Here is a 24,620-nt window from a genome sequence, read left to right on the forward strand (position 1 = left end):
GTTCAACGGTCGTTCTACGGTCAGGTCCAAGGTCGGTTGGGAGGTCAGGTGACCGTCAGTACTCATGCGCGGCGTACCCGCGCCCACGTCACGGGCGCGGCCAGCACGGCGGTGCGGCCCGTGCTGGAGGGCCAGCGTCGTCCCGCCCGCGTCCTGGCGACGTTCGCCGAGGGGATTTATCTCGAGGTCAGGACCGATGTGGAGCCTACGGTGATCGCCGTCATCACCGGTGAGGCGACGCGGCTGCCGAACTCCGTACTGCTGGCCACCCCGCTGCCGCACGTCACGGTGGGTGACGAAGCCTCGGTGGGCGACCGGGTGATCGACCTGGGCCCGCTGAGCCTGGGCGTGCGCCGCTGGTGGGACCCCTCGCCGCCGCTGGGCCGGGTGGATCGGGACCGGCTGGCGCAGGTGGCGGCCGTGCTGGGCGACCCGCCGGGGGCGGGGCTGGCGGGCGACGCCGCCGTGGAGCTGCTCGCCGACAGTTGCGCGAAGGGCTGGCTGCTGGGTGTGGTGACGGCGGCGGAGCGGCTCGTCGGCCTCGGGCCCGGCCTGACGCCGAGCGGTGACGACGTGCTGGCGGGGCTGCTGGTGGCGTTGCGGCATCTGGGCGCGGCGGCGGGCACACGACGGGCGGTCTGGCTGGCCGACTGGCTGGCGGCGACCGTCACGTACGACGCCCGCACCCGTACGACGCCGATCTCGGCCACGCTCCTGCACTGCGCGGCCAAGGGCGAGGCCAGCCCCGAGGTGATCGCGGTGCTGCGCGGCGTCGCCGGACGGCAGGCGCTCGAACCGGCCCTGCGCCGCCTGCACCGCCTCGGTCACACCTCGGGCGCCGACCTGGCCCAGGGCGTCACCATCGGCGTACGGGCGGTGCTGTCGCTGAGCGGTGGCCGGTGAACGGCCTGCCGCAGGCGGTGCTCGTACGGAGGGGCGCCTACCACGACTCGGTCACCCTCATGCGGGTCAGCCGCGCGCTGACGGAGCTGCCCGGCGTGCAGGCCGCCATGGTCGCGATGGCGACCGACCTCAACGTCTCGATCCTGCGGGAGCTGGGCTTCGGCGTTCAGGAGGCGGGTCCGGGCGACCTGGTGATCGCCGTACGGGCCCGCGACACGGACGCGGCCGTCCGGGAGGCCGACCGGCGGCTGGCCGCCTCCTCCTCCCGCGCGCACGCCGCGCCCGGGGACCAGCCGCCGCTGACCACCCGTTCCGCCGCCGCCCGCGGGCCCGCCGACCTCGTCCTGATCTCCACGCCCGGCGAGTACGCCTTCTTCGAGGCCCTGGACGCCGTCGAGGCCGGGCTGCCGGTCATGATCTTCAGCGACGGCGTGCCCGTCGAGCGCGAGCGCCTGCTCAAGGAGCTGGCCGAGGCCAGGGACGTCCTGGTCATGGGGCCGGACTGCGGCACCGCCGTGATCGCCGGGGCCGGTCTGGGCTTCGCGAACGTCCTGTCCCCCGGCCCGGTCGGGGTGGTGGCCGCGTCGGGCACGGGCGCGCAGCAGGTGACGTGCCTGCTCGACTGGGCGGGCACGGGCGTCAGCCACGTGCTCGGGGTGGGCGGGCGCGACCTGTCGGCCGAGGTGGGCGGCCTGTCCACGCGGCGCGCGCTGCGCATGCTGGACGACGACCCGGCGACCGAGCTGATCGTGCTGGTCTCCAAGCCGCCCGACCCCGAGGTGGCGCGGGCCCTGGAGGCGGAGCCGCCGCGCACGCCCGTGGTCCTGGCCCTGCTCGGGGAAGGGACGCCCGACCTGACCCAGGCGACCGAGCAGGCGCTGCGCGCGCTCGGCCGGCCCGTCCCCGAGTGGCCGTCGTGGCCCGCCTGGCGCGGTACGCGTCCCGCGCCCGAGCGGATCAGGGGCCTGTACGCCGGTGGCACGTTGAGCGCGGAGGCGGCGCTGCTGGCCGGGAGCGGCGACTTCGTGGACTTCGGCGACGACGCCTACACCAGGGGCAGGGCGCATCCGATGATCGATCCGGCGCTGCGGGTGGAGGCCCTGGGCCGGGCCTGTGAGCGGGACGTGGTGCTCATGGACGTCGTGCTCGGCCACGGCGCCGACCCCGACCCGGCGGCCTCGCTGGCGCACGCGGTCGCCCGTACGCCGGCCACGGTCGTGATCGCCCTGATCGGCACCGAGGGCGACCCGCAGGACCTGCACCGGCAGGCCGCGGCCTTCCGCGAGGCGGGCGCGGCCGTCTTCACCTCCAACGCCCAGGCCGCCCGCCACGCGAGGAGCCTCCTGTGACCCTGCTCAACTCCGCCCCCCGCGTGATCACCGTCGGCACGGGGCTGCTGGACGAGGCGCTGCGCGCGCAGGCCGTCGCGACGGTGCCGGTCGAGTGGCGTCCGCCGCTGCCCGGCACCGCGCAGGCGCTGGAGCGGGTGCTGTCCGATCCGCGCAGGGAGGCGGCCAACGAGCTGGCCGTGGGCAGGCTGGTCTCCGCGCGCCCGCACCTGGTGGGCGTGCGGCGGGCGTCGGAGGTGCTGGAGGCGGGCACGTTCCTGCACGCGGGCCCGCCGATCACGTGGGAACGCGCCTCGGGCCCCATGCGCGGCGCGCTGATCGGCGCGATGGTGCTGGAGGGCCTGGCCGCGGACGAGCACGAGGCAGGCGAGGCGCTCGCGGCGGGCGCGGTCACGCTGAGCCCCTGTCACGAGCACGCCGCCGTGGGCCCGATGGCGGGCGTGGTGAGCCCGTCCATGTGGCTGTTCGAGGTGCGCGACGACGAGCACGGCGGCACCGCCTACTGCTCGCTGAACGAGGGACTCGGCAAGGTGCTCAGGTACGGCGCGTACGGCCCCGAGGTCCTCGACCGGCTGCGCTGGATGGACCGCGTGCTCGGCCCGGCCCTGGCGGCGGCGCTGGAGCGTACGGGCCCGATCGACCTGCGCTCGCTGATCGCGCAGGCCCTGCAGATGGGCGACGAGCTGCACAACCGCAACCGGGCCGCCACCTCGCTCCTGCTGCGCGAGCTGGCCCCGGCCGTGGTGGAGGCGGCCCCCGGCGAGGCCGCCGGCGTGCTGCGGTTCATCGGCGGCAACGACCACTTCTTCCTCAACGCCGGCATGGCCGCGGCCAAGGTCAGCACCGACGCGGCCCGCGACGTGCCCGGCTCCTCGCTGGTCGTCGCGATGGCGAGGAACGGCACCGACTTCGGCGTGCAGGTGTCGGGGCTGGGCGGGCGCTGGTTCACCGGCCCCGCGGGGGTGCCCGACGGGCTCTACCTGGGTTCGTACGGCCCGGCCGACGCCAACCCGGACATCGGCGACTCCACGATCACCGAGACGTCGGGGCTGGGCGGGTTCGCGATGGCGGCCTCGCCGGCGATCGTCCGGTTCGTCGGCGGCGAGGTCGAGGACGCGGTACGGGCCACCCGCTCCATGTACGAGATCACGCTCACCGAGCACCCCGCCTACCAGATCCCCGGCCTCGGATTCCGGGGCACGCCAGTCGGCATCGACCTCACGCTCGTGGCGCGTACGGGCCTGCTGCCGGTGGTCAACACGGGGATCGCGGGCCGCGTCGCGGGCACTGGCCAGGTCGGCGCGGGCCTGGTCGAACCGCCGGTCGAGGCGTTCACCGATGCTCTGCGCGCGCTGGCCGATCTGAGTAAGTGATCAATTTTATTTGCGATATTTCAGCACGTCAGAGCCGCTGTAAAGCGACTTCACCTTCCCTTGTGCATTCCCCGCAGATATCGTGTCGATCCTCCACAATCTGCAAGTAGCGTGATGAACGCACGTGACGGATGAGGCGAGATGGGGGCGGGAACATGGCAGCCGACCGCTTGCTCAGCGGACCCGGCCCAGAAGGAGGTGCCGCGGGAGGCCCGCCGCAGGGCGGCCAGGGCCGGCTCGTGGGACGGCGCTACCGGCTGATGTCGCCGGTCGGCAGGGGCGGCATGGGCATGGTGTGGCACGCCCACGACGTGCTGCTCGACCGCGACGTGGCGGTCAAGGAGCTGATCCTCCCGTACGGGCTCGACCACGCGGGCAAACAGGTGGCGCACCGGCGCATGCTGCGCGAGGCCCGATCCGCCGCGCGGCTGACCCATCCCGGCATCGTGACCGTGCACGACGTGGTCGAGGAGGACGGCCGCCCCTGGATCGTGATGGAACTGGTCCGGGCGTGGTCGCTGGAGCAGGCCGTACGCCAGAGCGGGCCGCTGCCGGTGATCCAGGCCGCCGAGATCGGCATCCGGGTGCTGGACGCCCTCATGCACGCCCACGCCGCCGGGATCCTGCACCGCGACATCAAGCCGGGCAACGTGCTGCTGACCTCCGACCGGGTGGTGCTGACCGACTTCGGCATCGCGGCCATCGAGGGCGACGTCACGATCACGCAGACCGGGCTGCTCATGGGGTCGCCCGCGTACATCCCGCCGGAGCGCCTGTCCGGCCGGCCGATCACGCAGGCGGCCGACCTGTGGTCGTTCGGGGCCACCCTGTACACCTCCGTCGAGGGGCGGCCGCCGTACGAGGGGCCCGACCCGGTGGCGGTGCTGGGCTCCGTCCTCACGCAGGACCCGATCAGGCCGCAGCGCGCCGGGTCGCTGCTGCCGGTGATCGAGGGCCTGCTGCGCAAGAACCCGGCGGAACGGCTGACCTCTGCCCAGGTCATCGAGCTGCTGGAGACGGTGTTGCGGGCGCACGGCGCGCCCAGGCCGCCTACCCCCGAGGTGCTGCCCAGCCCGGTCGACCCCACGCCCGCCGGGCTGCTGCCGCCGCTGGACACCCCGTCGGGGCCGATGCCCTCGCGGATCGTGGAGACCCCCTCGGGGCCGGTACGGGTGCCGTACGACCCGGCGACCGGCCGGCCGATCGACCCGCTCGCGAACACCTCCGGCACGTACGACTCCCTGGCAAGCACCTCAGGCCCGTACGACTCATTGGCGAGCAGCTCAGGTCCATACGACTCACTCGCGAGCACCTCAGGCCCATACGACTCCCTGGCGAGCGCCTCGGGCCCTCAGCCGTCCTTCGGCGCGCCCACGGGGCCCAGGATCGGCCGTGATCCCGACAACGACCTCGACGCGCCTCGGGGCCCCCATCCGCCGCCGATCCTGCCCCTGACCAGCGACAGCCGCACCTCCGGCGGGACCGGCAGGACCGGCGGGGCCACCCCGTGGCCGCTGGCCTCGGCCGACGACCTGCGGGAGCAGTCGCGCGGCCTGTCGGACGACGTCGGCCGCGGCCGCCCGGCGACGCTGCCCGGCACCGGCCCCCGCACAGGGAAGAGCCGCCGGAGGGAGGACGACGACGGCCCCTGGGTGCGCGGCGGCCGTCCCACGCCGCTCACGATCGTCAGCGCCCTGCTGGCCGTGGCCGTCGTCGTGGGCGCCGTGGCGATCATCCTCTCCGGCGTCCTCTCCGGCGTCCTGTCCGGCGGCTCCGCCGAGTCGCCGCCCGCGACCACGTCCGGCACCGCCGAGAGCCCCGCGGCCGTGCGGCCGACGGACCCCTCCCCCGTGCCCGCCGGTTACACCGAGCACGCCGGCACCGGGTTCGCCGCCGCCGTGCCGGAGGACTGGAAGCTCGCCACGGCTGACGGCGTGGCGACGTTCAGCGGGCCGAAGGACTCCGGCATGCGCGTCCTCGTCGAACGGGCCGGCCCGCAGGCCGACGGCGGCCTCGCGGAGCTGGGCCGCCAGGAGGCGGAAGGCGGGCTGGAGAGCTACATCCAGGTGCGGTTGCAGGCCGTGGACCACCGGGGCCGGCCGGCCGCCGACTGGGAGTACACCTACACGACCGGCAACGGCGTCCCCATGCACGCGCTCACCAGGTACGTCTCGGTCGACGACGAGACAGCGTACAAGATCACGTTCGACCTGCCCGAGCTGAAGTGGGACGACCAGGCCGGCACCCGCAGGGTGTTCCTGGACACGTTCCGGCAGGCCCACTGAGATATTGAACTGATCTGTACAGAACGTGTAGCGTACCGGTCGTGGCGCGACCGAGGAAGTTCGAGGAGGAACGGGCGGTCGAGGCTGCCATGCTGGCGTTCTGGGACGCCGGCTACGAGGCCACCTCGACGCAGGACCTGTGCACCGCGACCGGCCTCGGCCGCAGCAGCATCTACAACACGTTCGCGAGCAAGCACGACCTGTACGAGCGTGCGCTACGCCACTACATGGCCGGCCAGAACGCGCAACTCGTCGAGCTGATGGAGAGCGAGCTGCCCATCCAGGAGAAGATCCGCACGGTGCTGCGATGGGCGATCGATCCCGATCCGGACGACCCGGCGGGCTGCATGGTGATCAACGCGCTGGTCGAGCTGGGCCCGCACGATCCGGAGATCTCGGAGTTGCTGCGCCGCAACAACGACAGCCGGATCCAGACGTTCAGGGCCGCGATCGAGACCGCCCGCGCGCGCGGCGAACTCGGCACCACGCACGACCCGCTGGCCCTGGCCCACTTCGTCTCCACCACGATCGGCGGCCTGCGCGTCGCGGCACGCGGCGGGGCCGACCTGGCCACGCTCGAGTCGATCGCGAACGTCGCACTGGCCGCCTTCTGAATTTTTCGCGCCCTGATTTTGAACTGATCAATCTAAAACTGTCCGAGGAGTGTCTCCATGCCGTTGGCCGTCTACATACTGGGCATTTCGATCTTCGCTCAGGGCACCTCTGAGCTGATGCTGGCCGGACTGCTCCCCGAGCTGGCCAGAGACCTCGGGGTGTCCGTGCCGGACGCGGGGCTGCTGATCTCGGCGTTCGCGATGGGAATGCTGGTGGGCGCGCCGGTGCTGGCCGTCGTCACGTTGCGCCTGCCCCGCCGTACGGTGCTGCTCGCGTTCCTGGCGATCTTCGCCCTCACGCACGTCGCGGGCGCGCTGACGTCGAGCTACGCGGTGTTGTTCGCCACGCGCGTGGCGGGCGCCTTCGTGTACGCCGGATTCTGGGCCGTGGCCACCAGCGCCGCGATGGGCCTGGTGCCCGCCAACGCCCGCGCCAGGGCCATGAGCGTGCTGGCCGGCGGGCTGACCGTGGCCACGATCGTCGGCCTGTCCGCCGGTACGGTGATCGGCCAGCACCTGGGCTGGCGGGCCGCGTTCTGGGCGGTCGCCGGCCTGTCGGCGCTGGCCGGCATCGGCGTGCTGGCCACGATTCCGGGCGGCCGTCCCGCCGCGGGGGCCGTGCCGCGCGTCTCCGTCGAGCTGCGCGCGATGCGCCTGCCCCGGCTCTGGCTCGCCTACGCCACCACCGCGCTGACCATAGGCGCGCTGCTGGCCTCCTTCAGCTACCTGAGCCCGTTCCTGACGGACGCCACCGGCCTGGACGCGGCCTGGGTGCCCGCCGTCCTGGCCCTGTACGGCGTGGGCTCGCTGATCGGGATCACCGTCGGCGGCCGGATCGCGGACGCGCGGCCGTTCGCGGTGCTGTCCGTCGGGGTCGTCGGCCTCGTCCTGACCTCGGCCGCGCTGGCCCTGTCGGCCTCCGTCGCGCTGCTCGCCATCCCGCTGATCTTCCTGCTCGGCCTGTTCGGGTTCGGCACCAACCCGGTGGTCAGCTCCCGCCCCTTCACGCTGGCCAAGAACGCCCCCACGCTGGCCGCCGCGGTGAACGTCGCCGCCTTCAACGTCGGCATCACCGTCGGCCCGTGGCTCGGCGGCGTGGCCATCGACGCCGGACTCGGCTACCCCTCCGTGGCCTGGGTCGGCGCCGCGATCGGCGTGGTCGCCCTGGCGGCCGTGGCGCTCGCCGCGGCCCTGCACCGCGGGGACTCGCCCGCGCCGGAGTCCGCCGAGATCGCTGAGATACGGTCTGCCGTGTGAAGCCTCCGCGTGGCCAAGGGCTGCGACCGCTGCGTGCTGACGACGGTCGACACGACGACCTACCGCAAGGGCAAGGAGCCGATCAGGACGCTGTCGCGACACCGCAAGCGCGACGGCAAGGTCTGGTTCGGCGTCAACCTGATCCCCGACGGGCCCGGCCGCATCGCGCAGGGCGACCCCGTCGTGGTGCTGTGAGAGAGATCGCGCGGCGAAGGAAGCCGCGCCGTGAGGGAAGTCGTGCCGTGAGGAAATCGGCGTGATGTGCGGGAAAGTCACCTTTCCCGATCAAAGAGGTCTACATCCCCTTTGGGGGGTGTTAGGAGCTATGCGAGACTTCACGGGTGACCAATGCCCCCACAAAGCCCGCTGTCTCCTCCTCTGACCGGATTCGGCACGTCCAGCGCCGCACCCTGGTGGTCCTGTCAGCGGCGCAGATCGTGGGTGGCGTGGGAGTCGCCGTCGGGCTGGCGCTCAGCTCCGTGGTGGTGGACGAGCTGTCGGGCTCCACCGTGATCAGCGGCTTCGCGGGCACGGCCACCGTGCTCGGCGCGGCGCTGCTGGCCCTGCCGACGGCCAGGGCGTCCGGCCGGAGCGGGCGGCGGGCGGGGTTGTCGCTCGCGTACGTGGCGGCGCTGGCGGGCTGCGCGATCTCGGTGCTGGCCATCAGCCTGCGGACGTGGCCCCTGCTGCTGGTCGGGCTCGTCCTGGTGGGCGGCGGCAGCGCCGCCGGGCTGGCGGCCCGCTACTCGGCCACCGACCTGTCGCCCCGCGACCGCTCGGCCCGGCACCTGTCGCTGGTCGTCTGGGCCACCACGATCGGCTCCGTGGCGGGCCCCAACCTGGCCAAGCCCGCCGACCAGATCGGCATGCGGCTCGGGCTGGTGGAGAAGGCGGGGCCGTTCGCGTTCGCGGCGCTGGCGTTCGCCCTCGCGCTGGTCGTCATCGTCGGGTTCCTCCGTCCCGACCCGCTCACGCTGGCCCGCGAGGTGACCGGCGAGCGGGACGCGGACGCGGGGCGGGGCCGGACGGTCCGTACGGCCTGGCAGACGTTGCGTGCCACGCCGATGGCCCGCCGCGCCCTCGTCATGATCGCCGTCAGCCACACGGCCATGGTCTCCGTCATGTCCATGACTCCGGTCAAGCTCCACCACGACGGCTCGAACCTGGACGTCATCGGCCTGGTGATCAGCCTGCACATCGCCGGGATGTACGTGATGTCACCCGTCGTGGGCTGGCTGGCCGACAAGGCGGGCAAGGTGCCGGTGCTGTTGCTCGGCATGGCCCTGCTGCTGAGCGCCGCCGCCCTGGCGGGCACGGCGGGGCACCGGGTGTGGCAGGTGACGGCGGCACTGGTGCTGCTGGGGCTGGGCTGGTCGTGCGGGCTGGTGGCGGGCTCGGCGCTGGTCACGGAGTCGGTCCCGCTCGACCGGCGGCCCGCCGTGCAAGGACTGTCGGACCTGCTCATGAACGTCTGCGGCGCCACGGGCACGATCGTGGCGGGCGCGATCGTGGGCTGGCTGGGGTTCGGCATGCTCGGCCTGGTGGTCGGCGTCATGGTCGCCCTGGCCGCCCTCTGGCTCGCCGCCACCCGCCGCCCCCACCACACCTGACGCCCACAACCCCCGCCGGGCTCACTTGGCGTCGGCGTAGGAGGCGACCGCCACCGCCTCCATCGGGAAGCGCACCGGGCTCTGCCCGAACAGCAGCCTGCTGGCCTCGGCCGCCGACGCCGCCACGGCCGCGATCACGTCGTCGGCCAGCGCCTCAGGACAGTGCACCATCACCTCGTCGTGCTGGAAGAACACCAGCCGGGCCGGCTCGGGCAGCCGCCCCCTCAGCACGGCCAGCAGCGCCAGCGCCCACTCCGCCGCGGTGCCCTGCACCACGAAGTTCCGGGTGAAGCGCCCCCGGTCGCGGGCCGCGCGCCCGCCCTCGGGCCCCGACACCAGCTCCCGCCACCGCTCCGACGGAGGCGGGCTGGTGCGCCCCAGCCACGACCGGACGATCCGCCCGTCCTCCCCCGCCTTGGCCGCGTCTTCGACGAACTGGTACGCCTTCGGGAAGCGCTGCCGCATCACGGCCAGCAGCTTCGAGGCGTCGCCGCTGGTGCCGCCGTACATGGCGGACAGCATCGCGATCTTGGCGTTGGCGCGCTCCCCGCCGAACGACTGTGCCAGCGCCGAGTACAGGTCGATCTCCCCTGCCGCCTTGGCCAGCCCCACGTCACCGGCCATCGCGGCCAGCACCCGCGGTTCGAGCTGCGCCGCGTCGGCCACGACGAGCCGCCATCCGTCGTCGGCCACCACCACCCGCCGCATCACCTTGGGGATCTGCAGGGCCCCGCCCCCGTTGGTGGCCCACCGCCCGGACACGACCCCGCCCACCACGTATTCCGGCCGGAACCGCCCCCCGCGCACCCACTGGTCGGCCCACACCCATCCGTGGAAGCTGAACAGCCGCGCCAGCTCCTTGTAGGCCAGCAGGGGCGCCACCGCCGGGTGGTCGATCTGCTTCAGCTCCCACGACCTGGTCGTCTTCAGCGCCACCCCCGCCCCCCTGAACGCCTTGACGAGCTGCTGCACGGAGTCGGGGTTGACCGGACGCCCGAACGCCGCCGCCACCTCGTCGGCCAGCGCCTGCAGCTTGACCGGGCGCATGCCGTGCACGGGACGCGGCCCGAGCAGCTCGGTCAGCAGCGCGTCGTGCGCGTCGCGCCGCCACGGCATGCCGTCGTGCGCCATCTCGGCGGCGACCAGCGCCCCCGCCGACTCGGCCGCCACCAGCAGCCGGAACCGGCCGGGCTCGGGCAGCGCGGCGATGCGCCGGAGCTGGTCGGCCAGCACCTCGGCGACGGCCTGCGCGCCGAGCGGCTCGGGCGCGAACAGCGTGCCCGGCTCGCTCGGCCGCTCCTCCGGCACCGGCAGGCCGTGCAGCCTGGCGTGCGCGGCCCGCGCCGAGCGGGGCTCGCCGTAGCGGCCCTCGTAGGCCAGCAGCAGGCCCTCGGTGAGCGCGAGGTCGTGGCAGCGCGCGACGCGTACGCCCCGCTCCAGCAGCGGCGGGTACGTCTCTCGCGCGTCGGCCCACACCCACCGCGGCCGCTCGGCCGCCTCCAGCTCGCGCACCGCCGCGCCCAGGTCGGCGGGACGGCGCGCGGTGCCCCCGACCGGCAGCACCGTCTCTCCTGCGACCACCACGTACACGTGGTCAAGAGTGCCAAACGCCGCCGACAGAACCGTAGGTCAGGGCCCCGGGGTGACGGCGCGCCGTAACCCCGGCCGCCGGTCAGGGCGCCAGGCTGATGCGCACCTCGTCCTCCAGCGGCGGTTCCAGCTCCTGCCCCAGGCAGCCGGTGGCCGCGAAGCAGCGCAGGGTCAGCTCATCCGGCGTCACCGTGGCGTGCAGGAACTGCTTGAAGAACGGCGGCGTGTCCCAGTCGGACAGCTCGGACAGGTAGCGGTGGAACACCCGGTCCACCGGCAGCCGCAGCGGCCACGGCCAGGCCCCGAGCAGCCGCGCCGCCCACCGCATGCGGCGGGTGATCCGGACGTCGGCCCCCGGGTTCCTGGCGGGCGCGTTCTTGATGTGCTCCGACATGACGCGCAGCGCCTCGGACGGCGTCAGGTAGAGCCACCGCATCCGCAACCGTTTGGCGTAGAGCTGGCTGTAGAACGACAGCGAGTCGCCGCGCAGCGGGTAGCACTTGAAGTCGTCCTCGTGCACGCCCGCCACGTCCACCCGCTGGATGGTGTGCGTCGCGTGCATGAACGCCCCGCCGCCGCCCGAGACGATGTACTGGATCACCCGGTCGCCCACCTTGACCGGATAGCGCTGGTAGTTGTGCACGTCGCCGCCGATGACCGCGACGTACCGGTGGGCCGGGTCACGCACGATGTCGTCGATCGTCCCGCCTTCTTCCAGCGGCGATGGTTTGTACGCGTTCCCGGTGTAGATGGGCTTGCCGGTCACGAGGAGCTTCGGCCGGGGATCGAGCGACACCCGGCGCAGCCACGCGGTCTGGGCCCTGTCGATGACGTTCCTGATGCCGGTGTCGACGCCCACGACGAGCAGGCTGTCGTTCTCGATCACCCAGTACGGCCCCGGCTGCGCCGCCTGCCCGCCCGCCTGCTGCGACGGCCTGCCGCGCAGCGCCCGCGCCTCGGCCAGCCGCGCCTCGTCGATGGCCTCCGGCTTGCGCCACAGCAGCCCGCGCAGCCCCCGGTCCGGCTTCGGCCTGAGCGGCGGCGCGTCGCAGAAGACCCGCATGAACCCGCCCAGCCCGTCGTACCAGTCGTGGTTGCCGGGGATCGCGTAGATGGGGGCGTCGTAGTCCTGGTACGGGCGGAAGAACTTGTCCCCGTAGTCGTTGCCCGATCCCGTGGGATAGATCACGTCGCTGGCGATGATGGCGAAGGATGTATGTTCGCCCAGTTTCAGCAGGCCGGGGACGACGGCGTACTGGGAGGCGTCGCCTTCTCCGGTATCGCCCAGCAGAAGAAAACTGAAATTTCCCCCAATGGCTGGCTTGATGCGAAATTCCAGATCAATCCCGCGCGCTTCCTGGGCCGCCACCCACCGCGCCCGCACCTCCCCCGAAGGATCGCCGAACAACCCCGCGAGGATCTCGTTGCGAGAGAGCCAGAGCGTCCGTAAATTCAGCCAACTGAATCCCTGGGCATTGGGCCTGAGCTGCGCGAACGTACCCGTCTGCGAGCACGCCCACCCGGCGCCCTCCTCCGACACGCGGGAGGAGTGCTGCTTCCCGCGCTCGGCCGCGACTTCCACCATGTCCACATCTTTACCGTGATCTTCCATTCGCGCATCCGAAACGCTGCGTACCGCGGGGAACACAGAAGGTTCGCCATGGTGTACCCTCACCCCCCAAACAAGCGGTTGGGACCGCCGAGGGGAGGCTCCCGTGACCCGGAAAGGCCCGGACGACCGGACCAGAAAAGGCACTTCCGACGTGGAGGCCATCGAGGGTCTGCTCGCGTTCGCCGTGACCCGGCCCCGCTGGGGCGGCCGCGCGGCGCTCAAGAGCGCGAGCGAGGCGATCACGCGGAGCCGGGCGCTGGCCCGGCGGTCGCCGGGCGACTACACCGTGCTCCTCTCCCGATGCCTGCTCACGGCCGCGAAGCTGCTGCTCGGGCGGGGCCGGGCGGCGGAGGCCCTGCCGCTGGCGGAGGAGGCGGTGGCGCTCACCCGCCCAATCGGCGGCGCGCCGCTGATCGTCTCACTCGGCTGCCTGGCCGCCGCCCTGGAGGCCCTGCACCGCTACAGCGACGCCGCCGCCACCCACGCCGAGGTCGACCGCGTCCCCCCGCCGCCCGACTGACCGCAGATCAGCCCGTCATCCCCGACGAGATGTAGCCCTCGATGAACCGGCGCTGCAGCAGGAGGAAGGCGACCAGCACCGGGATGACCATGATCAGGCCACCGGCGCTGATGAGCGTGTAGTCCTGGGTGTAGCCGGACTTGAACGCGAAGAACGCGGTGGAGACGGGCATCTTGTCCGCGCTCTGGATGAAGGTCACGGCGAGCAGGAACTCGTTGTACGCCGACAGCCCCGCCACCAGCGCGGCCGTCAGGAAGCCCGGCCAGACCATCGGCAGCACCACGCGGGCGAACACCTTCCACTCGCCCGCCCCGTCGAGCCTGGCGGCCTCCTCGTACTCCTTGGGCAGTCCGACCATGTACGAGCGGATGAGGAGCGTGGCGAACGGGCTGAACACCGCCCAGTAGATGATGATCAGGCCGAGCAGGTTGTCGTAGAGCCCGAGGTTGGTCCACAGGTAGAACAGCGGCACCAGGAAGAGCTGGATCGGCAGCGCCGAGGTGACCAGCAGGTAGAAGATGAGGAAGTTGCTGCCGGGCACGCGCAGCCGTCCCATGGCGTAGGCCGCGCACCCGGAGATCACGCACACTCCGAGCGCGGTGGCGATCACCACCACGACGCTGTTGGCCAGCCCGACGCCCATGGCGGCCTCCTGCCAGGCGTCGGCGAAGTTGTGCCACTGGGGGGCCGCCGGGAGGCCGAGCGGTGAGGTGGCCAGCTCCGACGGCGTCTTCAGCGCGTTGAAGGCGAACACCAGCATCGGGCCGACGGCGAAGAGCGCGAGCAGCAGCAGGACGCCGTACGTCGCGTACCGTCCGAGCGACAGTGCCCCGGCGCGTGCCGGTCGAGTCGTCAGAGCGGTCGAAGTGGTCGACGTGGTCAAATGTCCCACCCCCGGCGGCGCAGGTAGAGGAAGCCGGAGACCGCGATCACGCTGACCAGGGCCATGACGACGCCGATGGACGCCGCGTAGCCGGCTTGCAGGTTGGCGAAGGCGTTGCGATAGAGCAGGGTGCCGAGCACGTCGGTGGATCCCGCCGGGCCGCCCTGGGTGAGGATGTAGATGTAGTCGAAGATCAGGAACGACCAGATGACGGTCATCAGCCCCAGGAACATCAGGGTCGGCCTGATGCCGGGCAGCGTGATGTGCCAGAACTCGCGCCACCTGTTCGCGCCGTCGAGCCGGGCCGCCTCGTAGAGCTGCGGGCTCACCGCCTGCATCGAGGCCAGGAAGATCACGACGAGGAACCCCCACCACTGCCACGTGTTGACGAACGCGACCGTGCCCAGTGCCAGGTCCGGATCGCCGAGGAAGTTGACGTCCTTCAGCCAGGGCAGCCCGATCGCGGCCAGCCCGTCGCCGATTCCCTGGTCGGGGCTGAGCAGGCTCTCCCAGATCGAGCCGGACACGACGGTCGCGACGACGTACGGGATGAAGTAGGCGACGCGGAAGAGCATCTGGAAGCGTCTGATGTGGGAGAGGAGGAACGCTCCGAACAGCCCCATCGCCATGGGCACCGTGAGGAAGAAGAGCGTCCACAGCGTGTTGTGCAGGAGCGCGTTGTGGAACTCGGGGTCGCCGAGCAGGTTCGTGTAGTTGTCCAGGCCGACGAAGCTCGCCGGGCCGAGCCCGGTCCAGTCGGTGAACGAGTACCAGATCGACATCGCGCCCGGCGCGGCGATGACGACGACGTTCACCACCAGCAGCGGCGCCATGAAGGCGAATCCGACGGCGGCCCGGCGCAGCCTGGCGCGGCGCTCCGCGTGGCCGGGCCGCGCGGCCGGCGCCGCGGGCCGGTGGACCTGCAGGATGGCCATGGATCACGCCCCCGTCGGAGCGGGCACGGGCGGCCGCTGGCCGGCCTTCAGCTCCTCCTGGAACACCTTGTCCAGGCCCGCGCAGTAGTCCTGCGGGCTGAGCTGGCCGACGAGCACCTTCTCCATCTGCTCGTAGATGTAGGTGTCCGACTTGGGTGGCCAGAAGGTCCAGGTCGTGTAGCCGATGTTCGCGCCCGAGCTGAGCGCCAGGTACTGGCGCCTGACGCGGGGGTCGGTGGACGCGGGGAAGTCCTTCTCCGCCACCTTGACGGGGGCGGGCGGCAGGCCGGTCGCGGCCAGCGTCCCCAGTTGGCGGGCCGGGTCGGTGACGAAGTAGTTGAGCACGTCCGCGGCCCGCGCGGGCTGCGCGCAGTCCTTGTTGATGGAGTAGGCGGCGCCGACCGACAGCGGCTGCACCCCGGCGGGCACGCCGTCGCCCAGCGACGGCAGGGGCGCGAAGTCCCAGGTCGCGTCGTTCCCCGCGGCCTCGCCGAAGTACGGGCCGATCTCGGCGAACGCCCACGACCCGTTGAAGATCAGGGCCGCCCCGCCGCTCGCGAGCTGCGAGTACACGGTCGAGGTCTTGTTGGTGAAGTAGCGGTCCGTGCTGCCGCCGAACCAGCCCTTGTCGAACCAGCCCTTGAGCAGGTTGATCGCGTCGACGAAGACGGGGTCGGTCCACCTGCGCTCGCCGGTGAGCGCCTCGTAGAGCGCCTCGGGTCCGGCGAAGGTGTTCCAGACCCAGGTCACGTCCCACTCGGTGGCGGGCTTCCACTCCGCGTTGCCCGCGCCGACCGGGACCATGCCCTTGCCCTTGGCGTCCTGGCAGAGCGCCTCGAACTCGGCCAGGGTCGTCGGCGGCTTCCAGCCGTGCTGCGCGAAGGTGGCCGGGTTGTAGAAGACGGCCATGGTCTCGAGGTTGGCCGGCAGCGAGTAGAGCTTGCCGTCGACCCGTCCCGCGTCCAGCGCCCACGGCAGGAAGGCGTCCTGCCAGCCGTACTGCTCCACGTACGGGTCCAGCGGGAGCAGGTTGCCGTTGCCCACGTAGTTCAGGGTCTGCGCCGGGCCGAAGGTGGCGATGAGGTCGGGGCCGCTGCCCGAGGCGACCGCCGTCTGGGTGAGCCGGTCGATGGTCTCGATCTGCTTGACCGTCATGTTCACCTTGAGGGCGTCCGCTCCGGTCGCGGCTTTGTTGTAGGCGTCGATGAAGTGCTCCTTGAAGTACTTCTCGAGGTCCTTGGTCTGGAACGCGCCCCAGTAGGTGATCTGGTCGCCGCCGGCGGCGCCCCCTGAGCCGCAGGCGGCCAGGGCCGTCGCGCCCAGGGCGGCCGCGCCGGACAGTTGGAGGAATCGGCGGCGGGAGAGTGGTTCGGACATGGGGTGGCCTCCGAGTTCTGGCGTGCCCGTCTCCGGGGAAGGTGGCTGGTTACTTGCTCATCGCCAGCCGTACGGCCCGGTCGGCGAGTTCGGAGATGCGGGAGCCGTCGAAGCCGCGGATCGCGCTGCGTGCGGTGTCGTTGAGCGGCTCGGTCCAGTGCGACGGCAGCCGCTTCGCGCCGGAGATGATCCCGGCGACGCTGCCGGCGGTGGCGCCGTTGGAGTCGGTGTCCCAGCCGCCCTGCACGGTGAGCCCGATCGTGGCGGAGAAGTCGCCGTCGCCCCAGAGGAGCCCGGCCACGACGAGCGTCGCGTTGTTGACCGTGTGGACCCAGGAGTAGTGGCCGTAGCGCTCCTCGATGGCCGCCCTGGCCTGCTCCCAGGTCACGCCGGCCGCGTGCCGCTCCAGGACGAACCTGATCGCCTCGGCCAGCCTGCTGCCGGGCGGCACGCAGGTCAGCGACGTCTCGACCGCCTGCCGCGCGTCGCCGGTGAACGCGGCGGCCACCAGCGCGGCCGCCCACATCGACCCGTACACGCCGTTGGCGGTGTGGGACAGCGTGGCGTCGCGGTAGGCGAGTTCGGCGGCGGCGCGCGGGTCGCCCGGGTGGACGTAGCCGAAGACGTCGGCGCGGATCTGGGCCCCGATCCACTCCCGGTGAGGGTTGTCGGCCTTGCCCGCCTCGTCCGGCGGGAGTCCGATCACCAGGTTGCGGTAGGTGAGCCGCTCGGCGGTGTAGGTCTGGGTGTAGGGCAGCCGGTCGAGCCACTCCGCGGCGACGTCGGCGGTGCCGAAGCCGAGCCCGTAGGTCTCGAGGATGTGCAGGCCGAGGATCGTGTAGTCGAGGTCGTCGTCGCGCGCGCTCTCCGTGATCCGGCCGCGGGTGGTGTAGGGCCAGAACTCGCGCAGTTCGAAGCGCTCGGGCATGGGGTCCAGGACGGGGATGTAGTCGCGCAGCGGGTAGGCGCCGGCCAGCTCCAGGTAGTCGCGCAGGTGCGCGGCCGTCCAGTGGTCGCCGTACTCGACCGGTTTGCCGAGGTTGCAGCCCGCGCAGCGGCCGAGCCAGGCGCCGAGCATCCGGTCCCGCAGCTCCGCCTCGCCGACGGCGGTCGCCGGGGCGGCGCCGGGCAGGGTGGCGAGGATGCCGTCGAGGTCCTCCGGCTCGTCGCGGGCCCAGCGCTCGTCGCGGGTGGTGGCGTCGAGCTCGTCGAGGAGGGCGCGGGCCACCGCGGGGTCGTCGCCGTCGACCGCGGGCCGGGCCGCCGCGGGGAGGTCGCCGAGGTCGAATCCGCTCTCCTCGCGCTGGGCCAGCTCCCAGCGCAGCAGCTCACGAGGATCATGTGGTGGGTGGTTTCGCACCATTAGTGCTCCTGTCGGTTCACGTTCGGAGTGACGGGAAGGGCTTCGGAGTGACGCGTGGGCTTCGGCGTCACGGGCTTCGGCGTCACGGGCGGGGAGGGGTCAGGCCGAGTCACGGCGGACGATGGAGTTGGCGATGACGACCTCCCGGTAGGGCTCGGCCGCGTCGGCGGTCAGCCGCCGCAGCAACGCCTCGCCGCAGGCCCGGCCCACCTCGCGCGCCGGGTTCACCACGGTGGTGAGCGCCGGGGTCACGAGCGAGGCGGCGTCGATGTCGTCGTAGCCGGTGACGGCGAGGTCGCCGGGCACGCTCAGGTCGAGCTTCCTGGCGGCGTCGAGCACGCCGATGGCGATGAGGTCGTTGGCGCAGGCGATCGCGTCCGGCCGGTCCGCCCGGCCGAGCAGGACCTCGGCCGCCTCCCGTCCCGCGTCCCGGGTGAAGCCGCCGCGGATGACGAGGTCGTCATCGGCCACCCGGCCGACCTCGGCCAGGGCCCGGTGGAAGCCCGCCTCGCGCTGGTCGCTGGGGCCGGTGTGCCGGGGGCCGCCGATGTACGCCACCCGGCGGCTGCCCCGTTCGAGCAGGTAGCGGACGATCTGCGCCATGCCGTCCTCGCCGCCGCTGCTGACCAGGTCGCCGAGGTCGGCGTCGAGCGGCCCGTCGCCGAGCCGTACCAGCGGCACGGCCTTCGCGTACGACAGGAGGTCCTTCCTGGTGAGCTGGAACGGGGCGATGACCATGCCGTCGACCTGCCGCGTCGCCATCTCCCGCAGGAAGGCCAGCTCCTGCTCGCGGGTCCCGTCGGTGTCGCAGACGATCGCGTGGTACCCGGCGGGCACGAGCACGTCGTTCAGGCCGCGCAGGACCATCGGGTAGAAGGGGTTGGTCAGGTCGGGCACCAGCAACCCGACGGTCATCGTGCGCCGGGTGCGCAGCCCCCTGGCGAGCGTGTCGGGCTGGTAGCCGAGCTGCTCGATCACCTGGAGCACCCTGGCCCTGGTGCTCTCCGCGACCGGCCGGCGTCCCGACAGCACGTGGGAGACCGTGGTGACGGAAACACCGGCCCTGGCGGCGACCTCTGTCATCCCGACCCGTGCCAAGTCGACCTCCGAATACAAAACGTTTGGTGTGACGTGGGCGACACCCTCCCTCTCCGCTTCGGCATTGTCAATAGGCATGAGCAGCGATTTCAGGATCATGCGCGATTTCTCCGAGCGGTCTTGACGGCGTTCCAGGGCATCCGCTTCAGTGGGGATGCAAAACGTCTTGCAAGGAGATGGCGCCAGTGACCTCATCCTTCGAGCGCGTGTACGGCGCGCTCATCGGGCAGGCCGTGGGCGACGCGCTCGGCGCGCCGACCGAGGGCCTCACCCGGGCGCAGATCGTCGAGCGGCACGGATGGGTGTCCGGCTTCGTCGACGACGACCCGGCCGGCACCGACGACACCGAGTACGCGGTGCTGACCGCCCGGCTGATGCTGGCCCACGGCACGAGCCTCACCCCCGACCAGGTGGGGGCCGCCTGGACCGCCAACCTGGTCAACCAGGTGGGCGGCTTCCACGGCGGCGGGTTCAGCGAGATGACCGCGATCAACAACCTCCGTGCCGGACTCGCCCCGCCGGTCACGGGAAGCGACAACCACGAGATGTGGAGCGACGGCGCGGCGATGCGGATCGCGCCGGTCGGCATCCTGTGCGCCGGCGACCCGGCCGAGGCCGCCAGGCTGGCCGCGGTCGACGCCCAGGTGTCCCATGCCAAGGACGGCGTCTACTGCGCGCAGGTCGTCGCCGCCGGGGTCGCCGCGGCGATGACCGCCGACTCGTGGGAGCAGGTGGTGGCAGCCGCGCTCGCCGCCGCGCCCGCCGGCTCCTGGTCGGCGCGGACCATCGGGCGGGCCGTCGACATCGGCTCCTCGCACCAGGAGCTGCCCGCCGCCCTGGACGAGCTGTACGAGCGGATCTCGATCTCCCACTACCCCTTCGCCGACGTGGGGCCGGAGGCGACGGCACTGGCGATGGGCGTCTTCGCGGCGGCACGTGGCGAGTACGTCCCCGCGGTGCTCGGCGGCGCCAACATCGGCCGCGACGCCGACACCATCGCCGCGATGGCCGGGGCCATGGCCGGCGCCCTGCACGGCTCCGAGGCGGTGCCGGAACGGTGGCGGCGGCGCATCAACGTCGTACGCGGCCACTGCATCCGCTCGACGGCCGGGACCGACCTGGCCGAGCTGGCCCGCGACCTGCACGCGGCGCTGCTCACCAAGGCAGGTGCCGCATGAGCGCGCCGGCCGTCCCCGCCCTGTCCCCGCGCGACCGCGCCCGCGGAGCCCTGCTCGGCCTGGCCATCGGCGACGCGGCCGGGATGCCCGCCCTCTACCACCGTTCCGCCCGCCTCGGCGGGCCGCGCGCGTGGCTGTGGCGGCTCGGCGCCGAGGCCGACGCCAACCAGGTGCTCCGCTTCCCCCTGCCGTTCACGCTCGGACGCCCGGAGCCGCTGGAGCTGTCCGGGACCGACGACACCGAGTTCGCCGTGGCCGCGGCGCGCATCCTGCTCGGCTCCGGCGCCGACGCCACCCGGGAGGAGCTGTTCGCGGGCTGGCGCGAGATGGTGGTCGACCGGGCCGGGGAGGTGTGGTCGGGCATCGCGGAACGCTCCTCGATCGTCAACGCCGAGGAGGGTCTCACGCCCCCGGCGACCGGCAACGACAATCCCGCGCACTTCGACGACGGCGCCGTGGCGCGGGCGGTGCCCGTGGGGATCCGCCACGCCGGTCGCCCCGATCGGGCGGCCGACGTCGCCGCCCGCCTCGCCGAGATCACCCACGCCGACGACGGCGTGTGGGCGGCGGCCGCGATGGCGGCGAGCGTCGCGGCGGCGCTGTCGGGCGCGGACGCCGCCGCCGCCGTCGCCACCGGGGCCGACCGGATCCCGGCCGGGTCGTGGCTCTCCCGGCAGACGGCGCGGGCGCTCGTCCTCGCCGCGGCGGCCCCGTCGCCGCTGGACCTCGTCGCCGAACTCAACGACCAGGTGGCGAACGCCTCCTACAGCTTCGGCACCGTCGCCCCTGAGACGCTCGCGTCGGCGTACGCGATCGTCCTGGCGACCGGCGGCGACCCGGTCACCGCGCTGCCGCTGGCCGGAATGGTCGCCAAGCAGAGCGACAGCATGCCCGCGATGGTGGGCGCGCTCACCGGCGCCCTGCGCGGCGCCGAGGCGCTGCCGGCCACGTGGCGGGCGAAGGTCGACCGGGTACGCGGCCACTGCCTGCCGCATCTCTCCGGCACGTCGCTCGCCGCGGTCGCCGACGACCTCGTCACCGCGAACGAGCGGGACGCCGACCAGACCGAGCGGAGGGACGCCTAGGGGACGAGGACGCCGGGGTTGAGCACCCCGGCAGGGTCCAGCTCGGCCTTGACCGCCCGCAGGACGCGCACCCCCACGGCCCCGATCTCCTCCGCGTACGCGCCGAGGTGGTCGCGCCCCACCCCGTGGTGGTGGGTGATCGTGCCGCCCGCCGTCACGATCGCCGCGCTCACCGCCGCCTTCGCCCGCTCCCACTGCGCCACCGGGTCGGCGTCCTGCGGGGTGACGACGGTGAAGTAGAGCGAGGCGCCCGTCTCGTACACGTGCGAGATGTGGCACATCACCAGCGGCGACCCGAGCGAGCCCAGCAGGGCCAGGCGGACGGCGTCGTACAGCCGGGGCAGGTTCGCCCAGAAGCCGGCCGTCTCCAGCGTCTCGACGGTGGCCCCGGCCGCGAGCAGGGAGTCGCGCAGGTAGGGCGCGGAGAAACGGCCGTGCTCCCAGGCCCGTCCCGGCTCCGGCCCCAGGGCCCGGCCTCCCGCCCGGGTCAGCACGGCGGAGGCGGCGGCGTGCCTGGTCGCCACCCGGGCGCCCTCGTACCCGGCGATCAGCAGGCAGCCGGAGCCGCCGGAGCCGATCTCCTCAGGCTTGGCCAGGCCGATCATCGTCTCGGTCTCGTCGGAGAGCCTCAGCACGGTCGGCAGCGGGCCTTCCTGGGCCAGCGCCCGCACGGCGGCGGACCCGGCGGCGAACGACGCGAAGTGCCATCCCTCGTACCGCCGCTCGGCGGGGGCGCGGCGGACCCGCAGCCGCAGCGAGGTGATCACGCCGAACGCGCCCTCCGAGCCGAGGACGAGCTGGCGCAGGTCGGGCCCGGCGGCCGACTTGGGGGCGCGGCCGAGTTCCAGGGTGCCCGACGGGGTGGCCAGGGTGAGGCCCACGACCATGTCGTCGAAGCGGCCGTACCCGGCCGAGCCCTGGCCGCTGGAGCGGGCCGCGGCGAAGCCGCCGAGCGTGGCGTACTCGAAGGACTGGGGGAAGTGCCCCAGCGTGAGCCCGTGCCCGGCGAGCAGCCGCTCGGCGTCGGGAGCCCGCACGCCGGGCTCGAACTCGGCCACCATCGACCGCGCGTCCACCGACCGCAGCCGGTCGAGCCTGCCCAGGTCGAGCGCGACCACCCCGGCGAAGCCCGCGCGGGCGGCGGCGAGCCCGCCCACCACGGAGGTGCCGCCGCCGAACGGCACGACCGCGATCCGCTCCCGCGAGCACAGCCGCAGCAGCTCGGCCACCTCGTCGTGCGAGCCTGGCAGCACCACGGCGTCGGGCGCGTCGGAGCCGTCGCCCGCGCGCATGCGCAGCAGGTCGGGGGTCGACTTGCCGCGCGTGTGCCGGACCCGGTCCTCGTGCCCGGTCAGGACGTGCCCGGGACCCGTGACGCCGGCGAGCGCGGCGAGCTGCGGCTCCGTCAGCGCGACCGGCGGCAGCCGTACCGACTCCAGGGAGGCGGCGGGGACGGCGGGGGCACGCACGCCGAGCAGGTCGCGCAGCAGCTCGCGTACGCGTTCCGGCAGCTCACGGGCCTTGCCGGGGTCGCCCCACCCCGACCACAGCATGGGTTCTCCAGTCACGCTTACACTGTGACACATGACGTCGATTCGTCACAATGAGGGCGTACTGGACGCGGCCCGCGACTGCGTGCTGGCGTACGGGGTGCGCAGGACGACGCTCACCGATGTGGCCCGCCGGGCGGGAGTGTCGCGGATGACGCTCTACCGCCGCTGGCCCGACGTGCGCACGCTGGTCGCCGACGTGATGACGCGGGAGTGGGTGCGCGTGGTGGCCGGGCTCGACACGTCCGACCCGGTGCGCGCGGTCGTGGCCGGGGTGAGGGGGCTGCGCGAACACCCGCTGTGGCGCAAGATCGTGGAGGCGGACCCCGAACTGCTCATGCCGTATCTGCTGGACCGGCGCGGCACGACCCACGAGGCCGTGCTGGAGGTGCTGGAGCGGGCCGTCGGCGACCCGCGCAAGGCCAGGGCGGTGCTGCTGGTCGCCCAGTCGTTCCTGCTGTCGGCCCCGACCATGCTCGACCCCGTGACGATGGACGAACTCGACACCGAACTCGCCACACTGCTGGAGGCGTATCTTGGACAGCTCGCTGAACGCCGCCCGACGCTCGCGTGAGCTGCGCCGGGTGGCGGAGGAACGGCTGGACGTGCTGGTCGTGGGCATCGGTGCGACGGGCGCGGGCGCCGCACTCGACTCTCTCTCCCGGGGGTTGAGTGTAGCGGCGATCGACGCGCACGACCTGGCTTTCGGCACCTCCAGATGGAGCTCCAAAATGGCGCACGGCGGCCTGCGCTACCTGGCCAAGGGGCAGGTGGACGTGGCCTACGAGAGCGCGGTCGAGCGCGGCATCCTGCTCCGCAGGACGGCGCCGCACCTCGTCAGAGCGCACCCGTACGTGCTGCCGCTGACGCCGGCCGTCACCCGGCGGCAGGCGGCGCTGGTGATGGCCGGCTACCGGCTGGGCGACGGGCTGCGTGCCGCCGCGCGCACCCCGCGCCGCCTGCTGCCAGGCCCGACCCGGCTCAACGCGGCCCGCGCCCGCACGCTGGCGCCCGTCCTGTCCCGCGACGGCCTGCGCGGCGCGCTCCTGTCGTGGGACGGCCGGCTGCTCGACGACGCCCGCCTGGTGGTGGCCATCGCCAGGACCGCCGCCGCGCACGGGGCGTACGTGCTGACCCGGTGCCGCGCGCTCCGGCTGACCGATCAGGGCGCCGAGGTGCGCGACGAGCTGACGGGCGAGGAGTTCGCCATCCGCGCCAGGGTGGTGATCAACGCCACCGGGGTGTGGGCGGGCACGCTGGATCCGCAGGTGGAGCTGCGACCGTCCCGTGGCACGCACCTCGTCCTGCCGCAGGGGACGCTGCCGGGGCTGATCGCGGGGCTGCACCTGCCGCTGCCGGGCGAGAGCAACCGGTTCGCGCTCGTGCTGCCCCAGCCCGACGGCCGCGTCCACGTCGGCCTGACCGACGAACCGGTGGACGGGCCCGTGCCCGACGTCCCCGAAGCGCCCGAGGAGGACGTGAGAGCGCTTCTGGAGGTGTTGAACGGGGTGGTTGAGGTCCCGGTGACCAGAGAGGCGGTTGCGGGCGCGTACGCGGGCCTCAGGCCCCTTCTGGCGGCAGACGGCAGGACGGCCGACCTGTCGCGCAGGCACGCGGTGTTCTCCGAGGGCGCACTCGTGACCGTCGTGGGGGGCAAGCTGACGACATATCGGCGCATGGCCGAGGACGCGGTGGATCGAGCGGTCTCGGCCGGGGACCTCCGGGCCGGGCGGTGCCGTACGCGGCGGATCCCGCTCGTGGGCGCGGGGCCACGGCCGCCGGGGGTGCCGCGCCGCCTGGCCGAGCGGTACGGCGCGGAGGCCGCCCTCGTGCGCGAACTCGTCGAGAAGCACCCCGAGGAGGTCGGGCTCGGGCTCACCAAGGGCGAGCTGCTCTGGTCGGTCCTGCACGAGGGCGCGCTCGACGAGGGCGACCTCCTGGACCGGCGGACCAGGATCGGCCTGGTCGAGCGGGACAGGGCCCGCGCGCTGCCCGCCGCACGGGAGGTGCTGGACGGAATCCCCCGCGCGTAAACCCA

At 73.0% G+C, this 24,620-nt stretch carries 22 protein-coding genes; 14 read left to right on the forward strand and 8 right to left on the reverse strand.

Translation table 11 applies throughout. The annotated features are described in order from the left end of the window. Positions 1-48: 48 nt before the first annotated feature. From ACZ6S0_RS03430 to ACZ6S0_RS03465, 8 genes are all read left to right on the forward strand, one after another. Positions 49-903, forward strand: coding sequence for an oxamate carbamoyltransferase subunit AllH family protein (locus ACZ6S0_RS03430; protein ID WP_465912981.1), 855 nt, complete (start codon positions 49-51; stop codon positions 901-903). Beyond that, on the forward strand, positions 900-2,252 hold the full coding sequence (locus ACZ6S0_RS03435; RefSeq protein WP_465912982.1) for an FdrA family protein: 1,353 nt from the start codon (positions 900-902) through the stop codon (positions 2,250-2,252). The genes ACZ6S0_RS03430 and ACZ6S0_RS03435 overlap by 4 nt, the downstream gene beginning before the upstream one ends. Further along, entirely contained in the window at positions 2,249-3,625 is a 1,377-nt protein-coding gene (locus ACZ6S0_RS03440) for a YlbE family protein (protein ID WP_465912983.1), read from the forward strand. The genes ACZ6S0_RS03435 and ACZ6S0_RS03440 overlap by 4 nt, the downstream gene beginning before the upstream one ends. 155 nt (positions 3,626-3,780) lie before the next feature. Beyond that, positions 3,781-5,910 carry a serine/threonine-protein kinase gene (locus ACZ6S0_RS03445; protein ID WP_465912984.1) on the forward strand — a complete coding sequence of 710 codons (2,130 nt, stop codon included), beginning with the start codon at positions 3,781-3,783 and terminating at the stop codon, positions 5,908-5,910. 41 nt (positions 5,911-5,951) lie between these two features. Then, positions 5,952-6,524, forward strand: coding sequence for a TetR/AcrR family transcriptional regulator (locus ACZ6S0_RS03450; protein WP_465912985.1), 573 nt, complete (start codon positions 5,952-5,954; stop codon positions 6,522-6,524). Positions 6,525-6,581: 57 nt separating this feature from the next. Next, positions 6,582-7,781 (forward strand): Cmx/CmrA family chloramphenicol efflux MFS transporter, encoded by a 1,200-nt coding sequence (locus ACZ6S0_RS03455; RefSeq protein ID WP_465912986.1) that lies wholly within the window; start codon positions 6,582-6,584, stop codon positions 7,779-7,781. Positions 7,782-7,790: 9 nt separating this feature from the next. Then, complete coding sequence (locus tag ACZ6S0_RS03460) at positions 7,791-7,976, forward strand: MOSC domain-containing protein (RefSeq protein ID WP_465912987.1); 186 nt, start codon at positions 7,791-7,793, stop codon at positions 7,974-7,976. A 251-nt stretch (positions 7,977-8,227) separates the two neighbouring features. Continuing rightward, complete coding sequence (locus ACZ6S0_RS03465; protein ID WP_465912988.1) at positions 8,228-9,391, forward strand: MFS transporter; 1,164 nt, start codon at positions 8,228-8,230, stop codon at positions 9,389-9,391. 21 nt (positions 9,392-9,412) lie between these two features. On the opposite strand, the gene ACZ6S0_RS03470 is transcribed toward ACZ6S0_RS03465, so the two are convergent. Then, positions 9,413-10,981 carry a bifunctional 3'-5' exonuclease/DNA polymerase gene (locus ACZ6S0_RS03470; protein WP_465912989.1) on the reverse strand — a complete coding sequence of 523 codons (1,569 nt, stop codon included), beginning with the start codon at positions 10,979-10,981 and terminating at the stop codon, positions 9,413-9,415. 82 nt (positions 10,982-11,063) lie between these two features. Beyond that, the gene (locus ACZ6S0_RS03475) at positions 11,064-12,170 is read right to left on the reverse strand and encodes a metallophosphoesterase family protein (protein ID WP_465912990.1); all 1,107 of its coding nucleotides are present in this window, start codon (positions 12,168-12,170) and stop codon (positions 11,064-11,066) included. A 27-nt stretch (positions 12,171-12,197) separates the two neighbouring features. Here ACZ6S0_RS03475 and ACZ6S0_RS03480 point away from each other — a divergent pair, with 27 nt between their 5' ends. Further along, positions 12,198-12,431 carry a hypothetical protein gene (locus ACZ6S0_RS03480; RefSeq protein WP_465912991.1) on the forward strand — a complete coding sequence of 78 codons (234 nt, stop codon included), beginning with the start codon at positions 12,198-12,200 and terminating at the stop codon, positions 12,429-12,431. A 265-nt stretch (positions 12,432-12,696) separates the two neighbouring features. Next, positions 12,697-13,113 (forward strand): tetratricopeptide repeat protein, encoded by a 417-nt coding sequence (locus ACZ6S0_RS03485; RefSeq protein ID WP_465912992.1) that lies wholly within the window; start codon positions 12,697-12,699, stop codon positions 13,111-13,113. A 7-nt stretch (positions 13,114-13,120) separates the two neighbouring features. Here the strand turns inward: ACZ6S0_RS03485 and ACZ6S0_RS03490 are convergent, their stop codons facing one another. From ACZ6S0_RS03490 to ACZ6S0_RS03510, 5 genes are all read right to left on the reverse strand, one after another. Next, on the reverse strand, positions 13,121-13,996 hold the full coding sequence (locus tag ACZ6S0_RS03490) for a carbohydrate ABC transporter permease (protein WP_465912993.1): 876 nt from the start codon (positions 13,994-13,996) through the stop codon (positions 13,121-13,123). Then, on the reverse strand, positions 13,993-14,931 hold the full coding sequence (locus ACZ6S0_RS03495) for a carbohydrate ABC transporter permease (RefSeq protein WP_465912994.1): 939 nt from the start codon (positions 14,929-14,931) through the stop codon (positions 13,993-13,995). The genes ACZ6S0_RS03490 and ACZ6S0_RS03495 overlap by 4 nt, the downstream gene beginning before the upstream one ends. A gap of 3 nt (positions 14,932-14,934) precedes the next feature. Further along, positions 14,935-16,308, reverse strand: coding sequence for an ABC transporter substrate-binding protein (locus ACZ6S0_RS03500; protein ID WP_465912995.1), 1,374 nt, complete (start codon positions 16,306-16,308; stop codon positions 14,935-14,937). 49 nt (positions 16,309-16,357) lie between these two features. Then, entirely contained in the window at positions 16,358-17,671 is a 1,314-nt protein-coding gene (locus ACZ6S0_RS03505; RefSeq protein ID WP_465912996.1) for an ADP-ribosylglycohydrolase family protein, read from the reverse strand. Positions 17,672-17,770: 99 nt separating this feature from the next. Beyond that, the gene (locus ACZ6S0_RS03510; RefSeq protein WP_465912997.1) at positions 17,771-18,754 is read right to left on the reverse strand and encodes a LacI family DNA-binding transcriptional regulator; all 984 of its coding nucleotides are present in this window, start codon (positions 18,752-18,754) and stop codon (positions 17,771-17,773) included. 200 nt (positions 18,755-18,954) lie between these two features. Between ACZ6S0_RS03510 and ACZ6S0_RS03515 the strand changes: the two genes are divergently transcribed. Both ACZ6S0_RS03515 and ACZ6S0_RS03520 read left to right on the forward strand, forming a co-directional pair. Continuing rightward, on the forward strand, positions 18,955-19,947 hold the full coding sequence (locus ACZ6S0_RS03515; RefSeq protein ID WP_465912998.1) for an ADP-ribosylglycohydrolase family protein: 993 nt from the start codon (positions 18,955-18,957) through the stop codon (positions 19,945-19,947). Continuing rightward, positions 19,944-21,032: an ADP-ribosylglycohydrolase family protein gene (locus ACZ6S0_RS03520; protein ID WP_465912999.1), complete on the forward strand. Its 1,089-nt coding sequence runs from the start codon at positions 19,944-19,946 to the stop codon at positions 21,030-21,032. The genes ACZ6S0_RS03515 and ACZ6S0_RS03520 overlap by 4 nt, the downstream gene beginning before the upstream one ends. Here the strand turns inward: ACZ6S0_RS03520 and ACZ6S0_RS03525 are convergent. Further along, entirely contained in the window at positions 21,029-22,585 is a 1,557-nt protein-coding gene (locus ACZ6S0_RS03525) for an FAD-binding oxidoreductase (protein ID WP_465913380.1), read from the reverse strand. The genes ACZ6S0_RS03520 and ACZ6S0_RS03525 overlap by 4 nt on opposite strands. Before the next feature lie 31 nt (positions 22,586-22,616). Between ACZ6S0_RS03525 and ACZ6S0_RS03530 the strand changes: the two genes are divergently transcribed. Further along, positions 22,617-23,156 (forward strand): TetR/AcrR family transcriptional regulator, encoded by a 540-nt coding sequence (locus ACZ6S0_RS03530; RefSeq protein ID WP_465913000.1) that lies wholly within the window; start codon positions 22,617-22,619, stop codon positions 23,154-23,156. After that, complete coding sequence (locus tag ACZ6S0_RS03535; protein WP_465913001.1) at positions 23,119-24,615, forward strand: glycerol-3-phosphate dehydrogenase/oxidase; 1,497 nt, start codon at positions 23,119-23,121, stop codon at positions 24,613-24,615. The genes ACZ6S0_RS03530 and ACZ6S0_RS03535 overlap by 38 nt, the downstream gene beginning before the upstream one ends. Positions 24,616-24,620 lie beyond the last annotated feature (5 nt).

The sequence above is a fragment of the Nonomuraea sp. NPDC051298 genome (assembly GCF_055586305.1).

Bases quoted from the DNA above. Each gene is read 5' to 3' on its own strand.
- ACZ6S0_RS03445 (WP_465912984.1), top strand. From the start codon at position 3,781: ATGGCAGCCGACCGCTTGCTCAGCGGACCCGGCCCAGAAGGAGGTGCC.
- ACZ6S0_RS03455 (WP_465912986.1), top strand. From the start codon at position 6,582: ATGCCGTTGGCCGTCTACATACTGGGCATTTCGATCTTCGCTCAGGGC.
- ACZ6S0_RS03480 (WP_465912991.1), top strand. From the start codon at position 12,198: ATGTTCGCCCAGTTTCAGCAGGCCGGGGACGACGGCGTACTGGGAGGC.
- ACZ6S0_RS03495 (WP_465912994.1), bottom strand. From the start codon at position 14,931: ATGGCCATCCTGCAGGTCCACCGGCCCGCGGCGCCGGCCGCGCGGCCC.
- ACZ6S0_RS03500 (WP_465912995.1), bottom strand. From the start codon at position 16,308: ATGTCCGAACCACTCTCCCGCCGCCGATTCCTCCAACTGTCCGGCGCG.
- ACZ6S0_RS03505 (WP_465912996.1), bottom strand. From the start codon at position 17,671: ATGGTGCGAAACCACCCACCACATGATCCTCGTGAGCTGCTGCGCTGG.
- ACZ6S0_RS03510 (WP_465912997.1), bottom strand. From the start codon at position 18,754: ATGACAGAGGTCGCCGCCAGGGCCGGTGTTTCCGTCACCACGGTCTCC.
- ACZ6S0_RS03520 (WP_465912999.1), top strand. From the start codon at position 19,944: ATGAGCGCGCCGGCCGTCCCCGCCCTGTCCCCGCGCGACCGCGCCCGC.
- ACZ6S0_RS03525 (WP_465913380.1), bottom strand. From the start codon at position 22,585: ATGCTGTGGTCGGGGTGGGGCGACCCCGGCAAGGCCCGTGAGCTGCCG.
- ACZ6S0_RS03530 (WP_465913000.1), top strand. From the start codon at position 22,617: ATGACGTCGATTCGTCACAATGAGGGCGTACTGGACGCGGCCCGCGAC.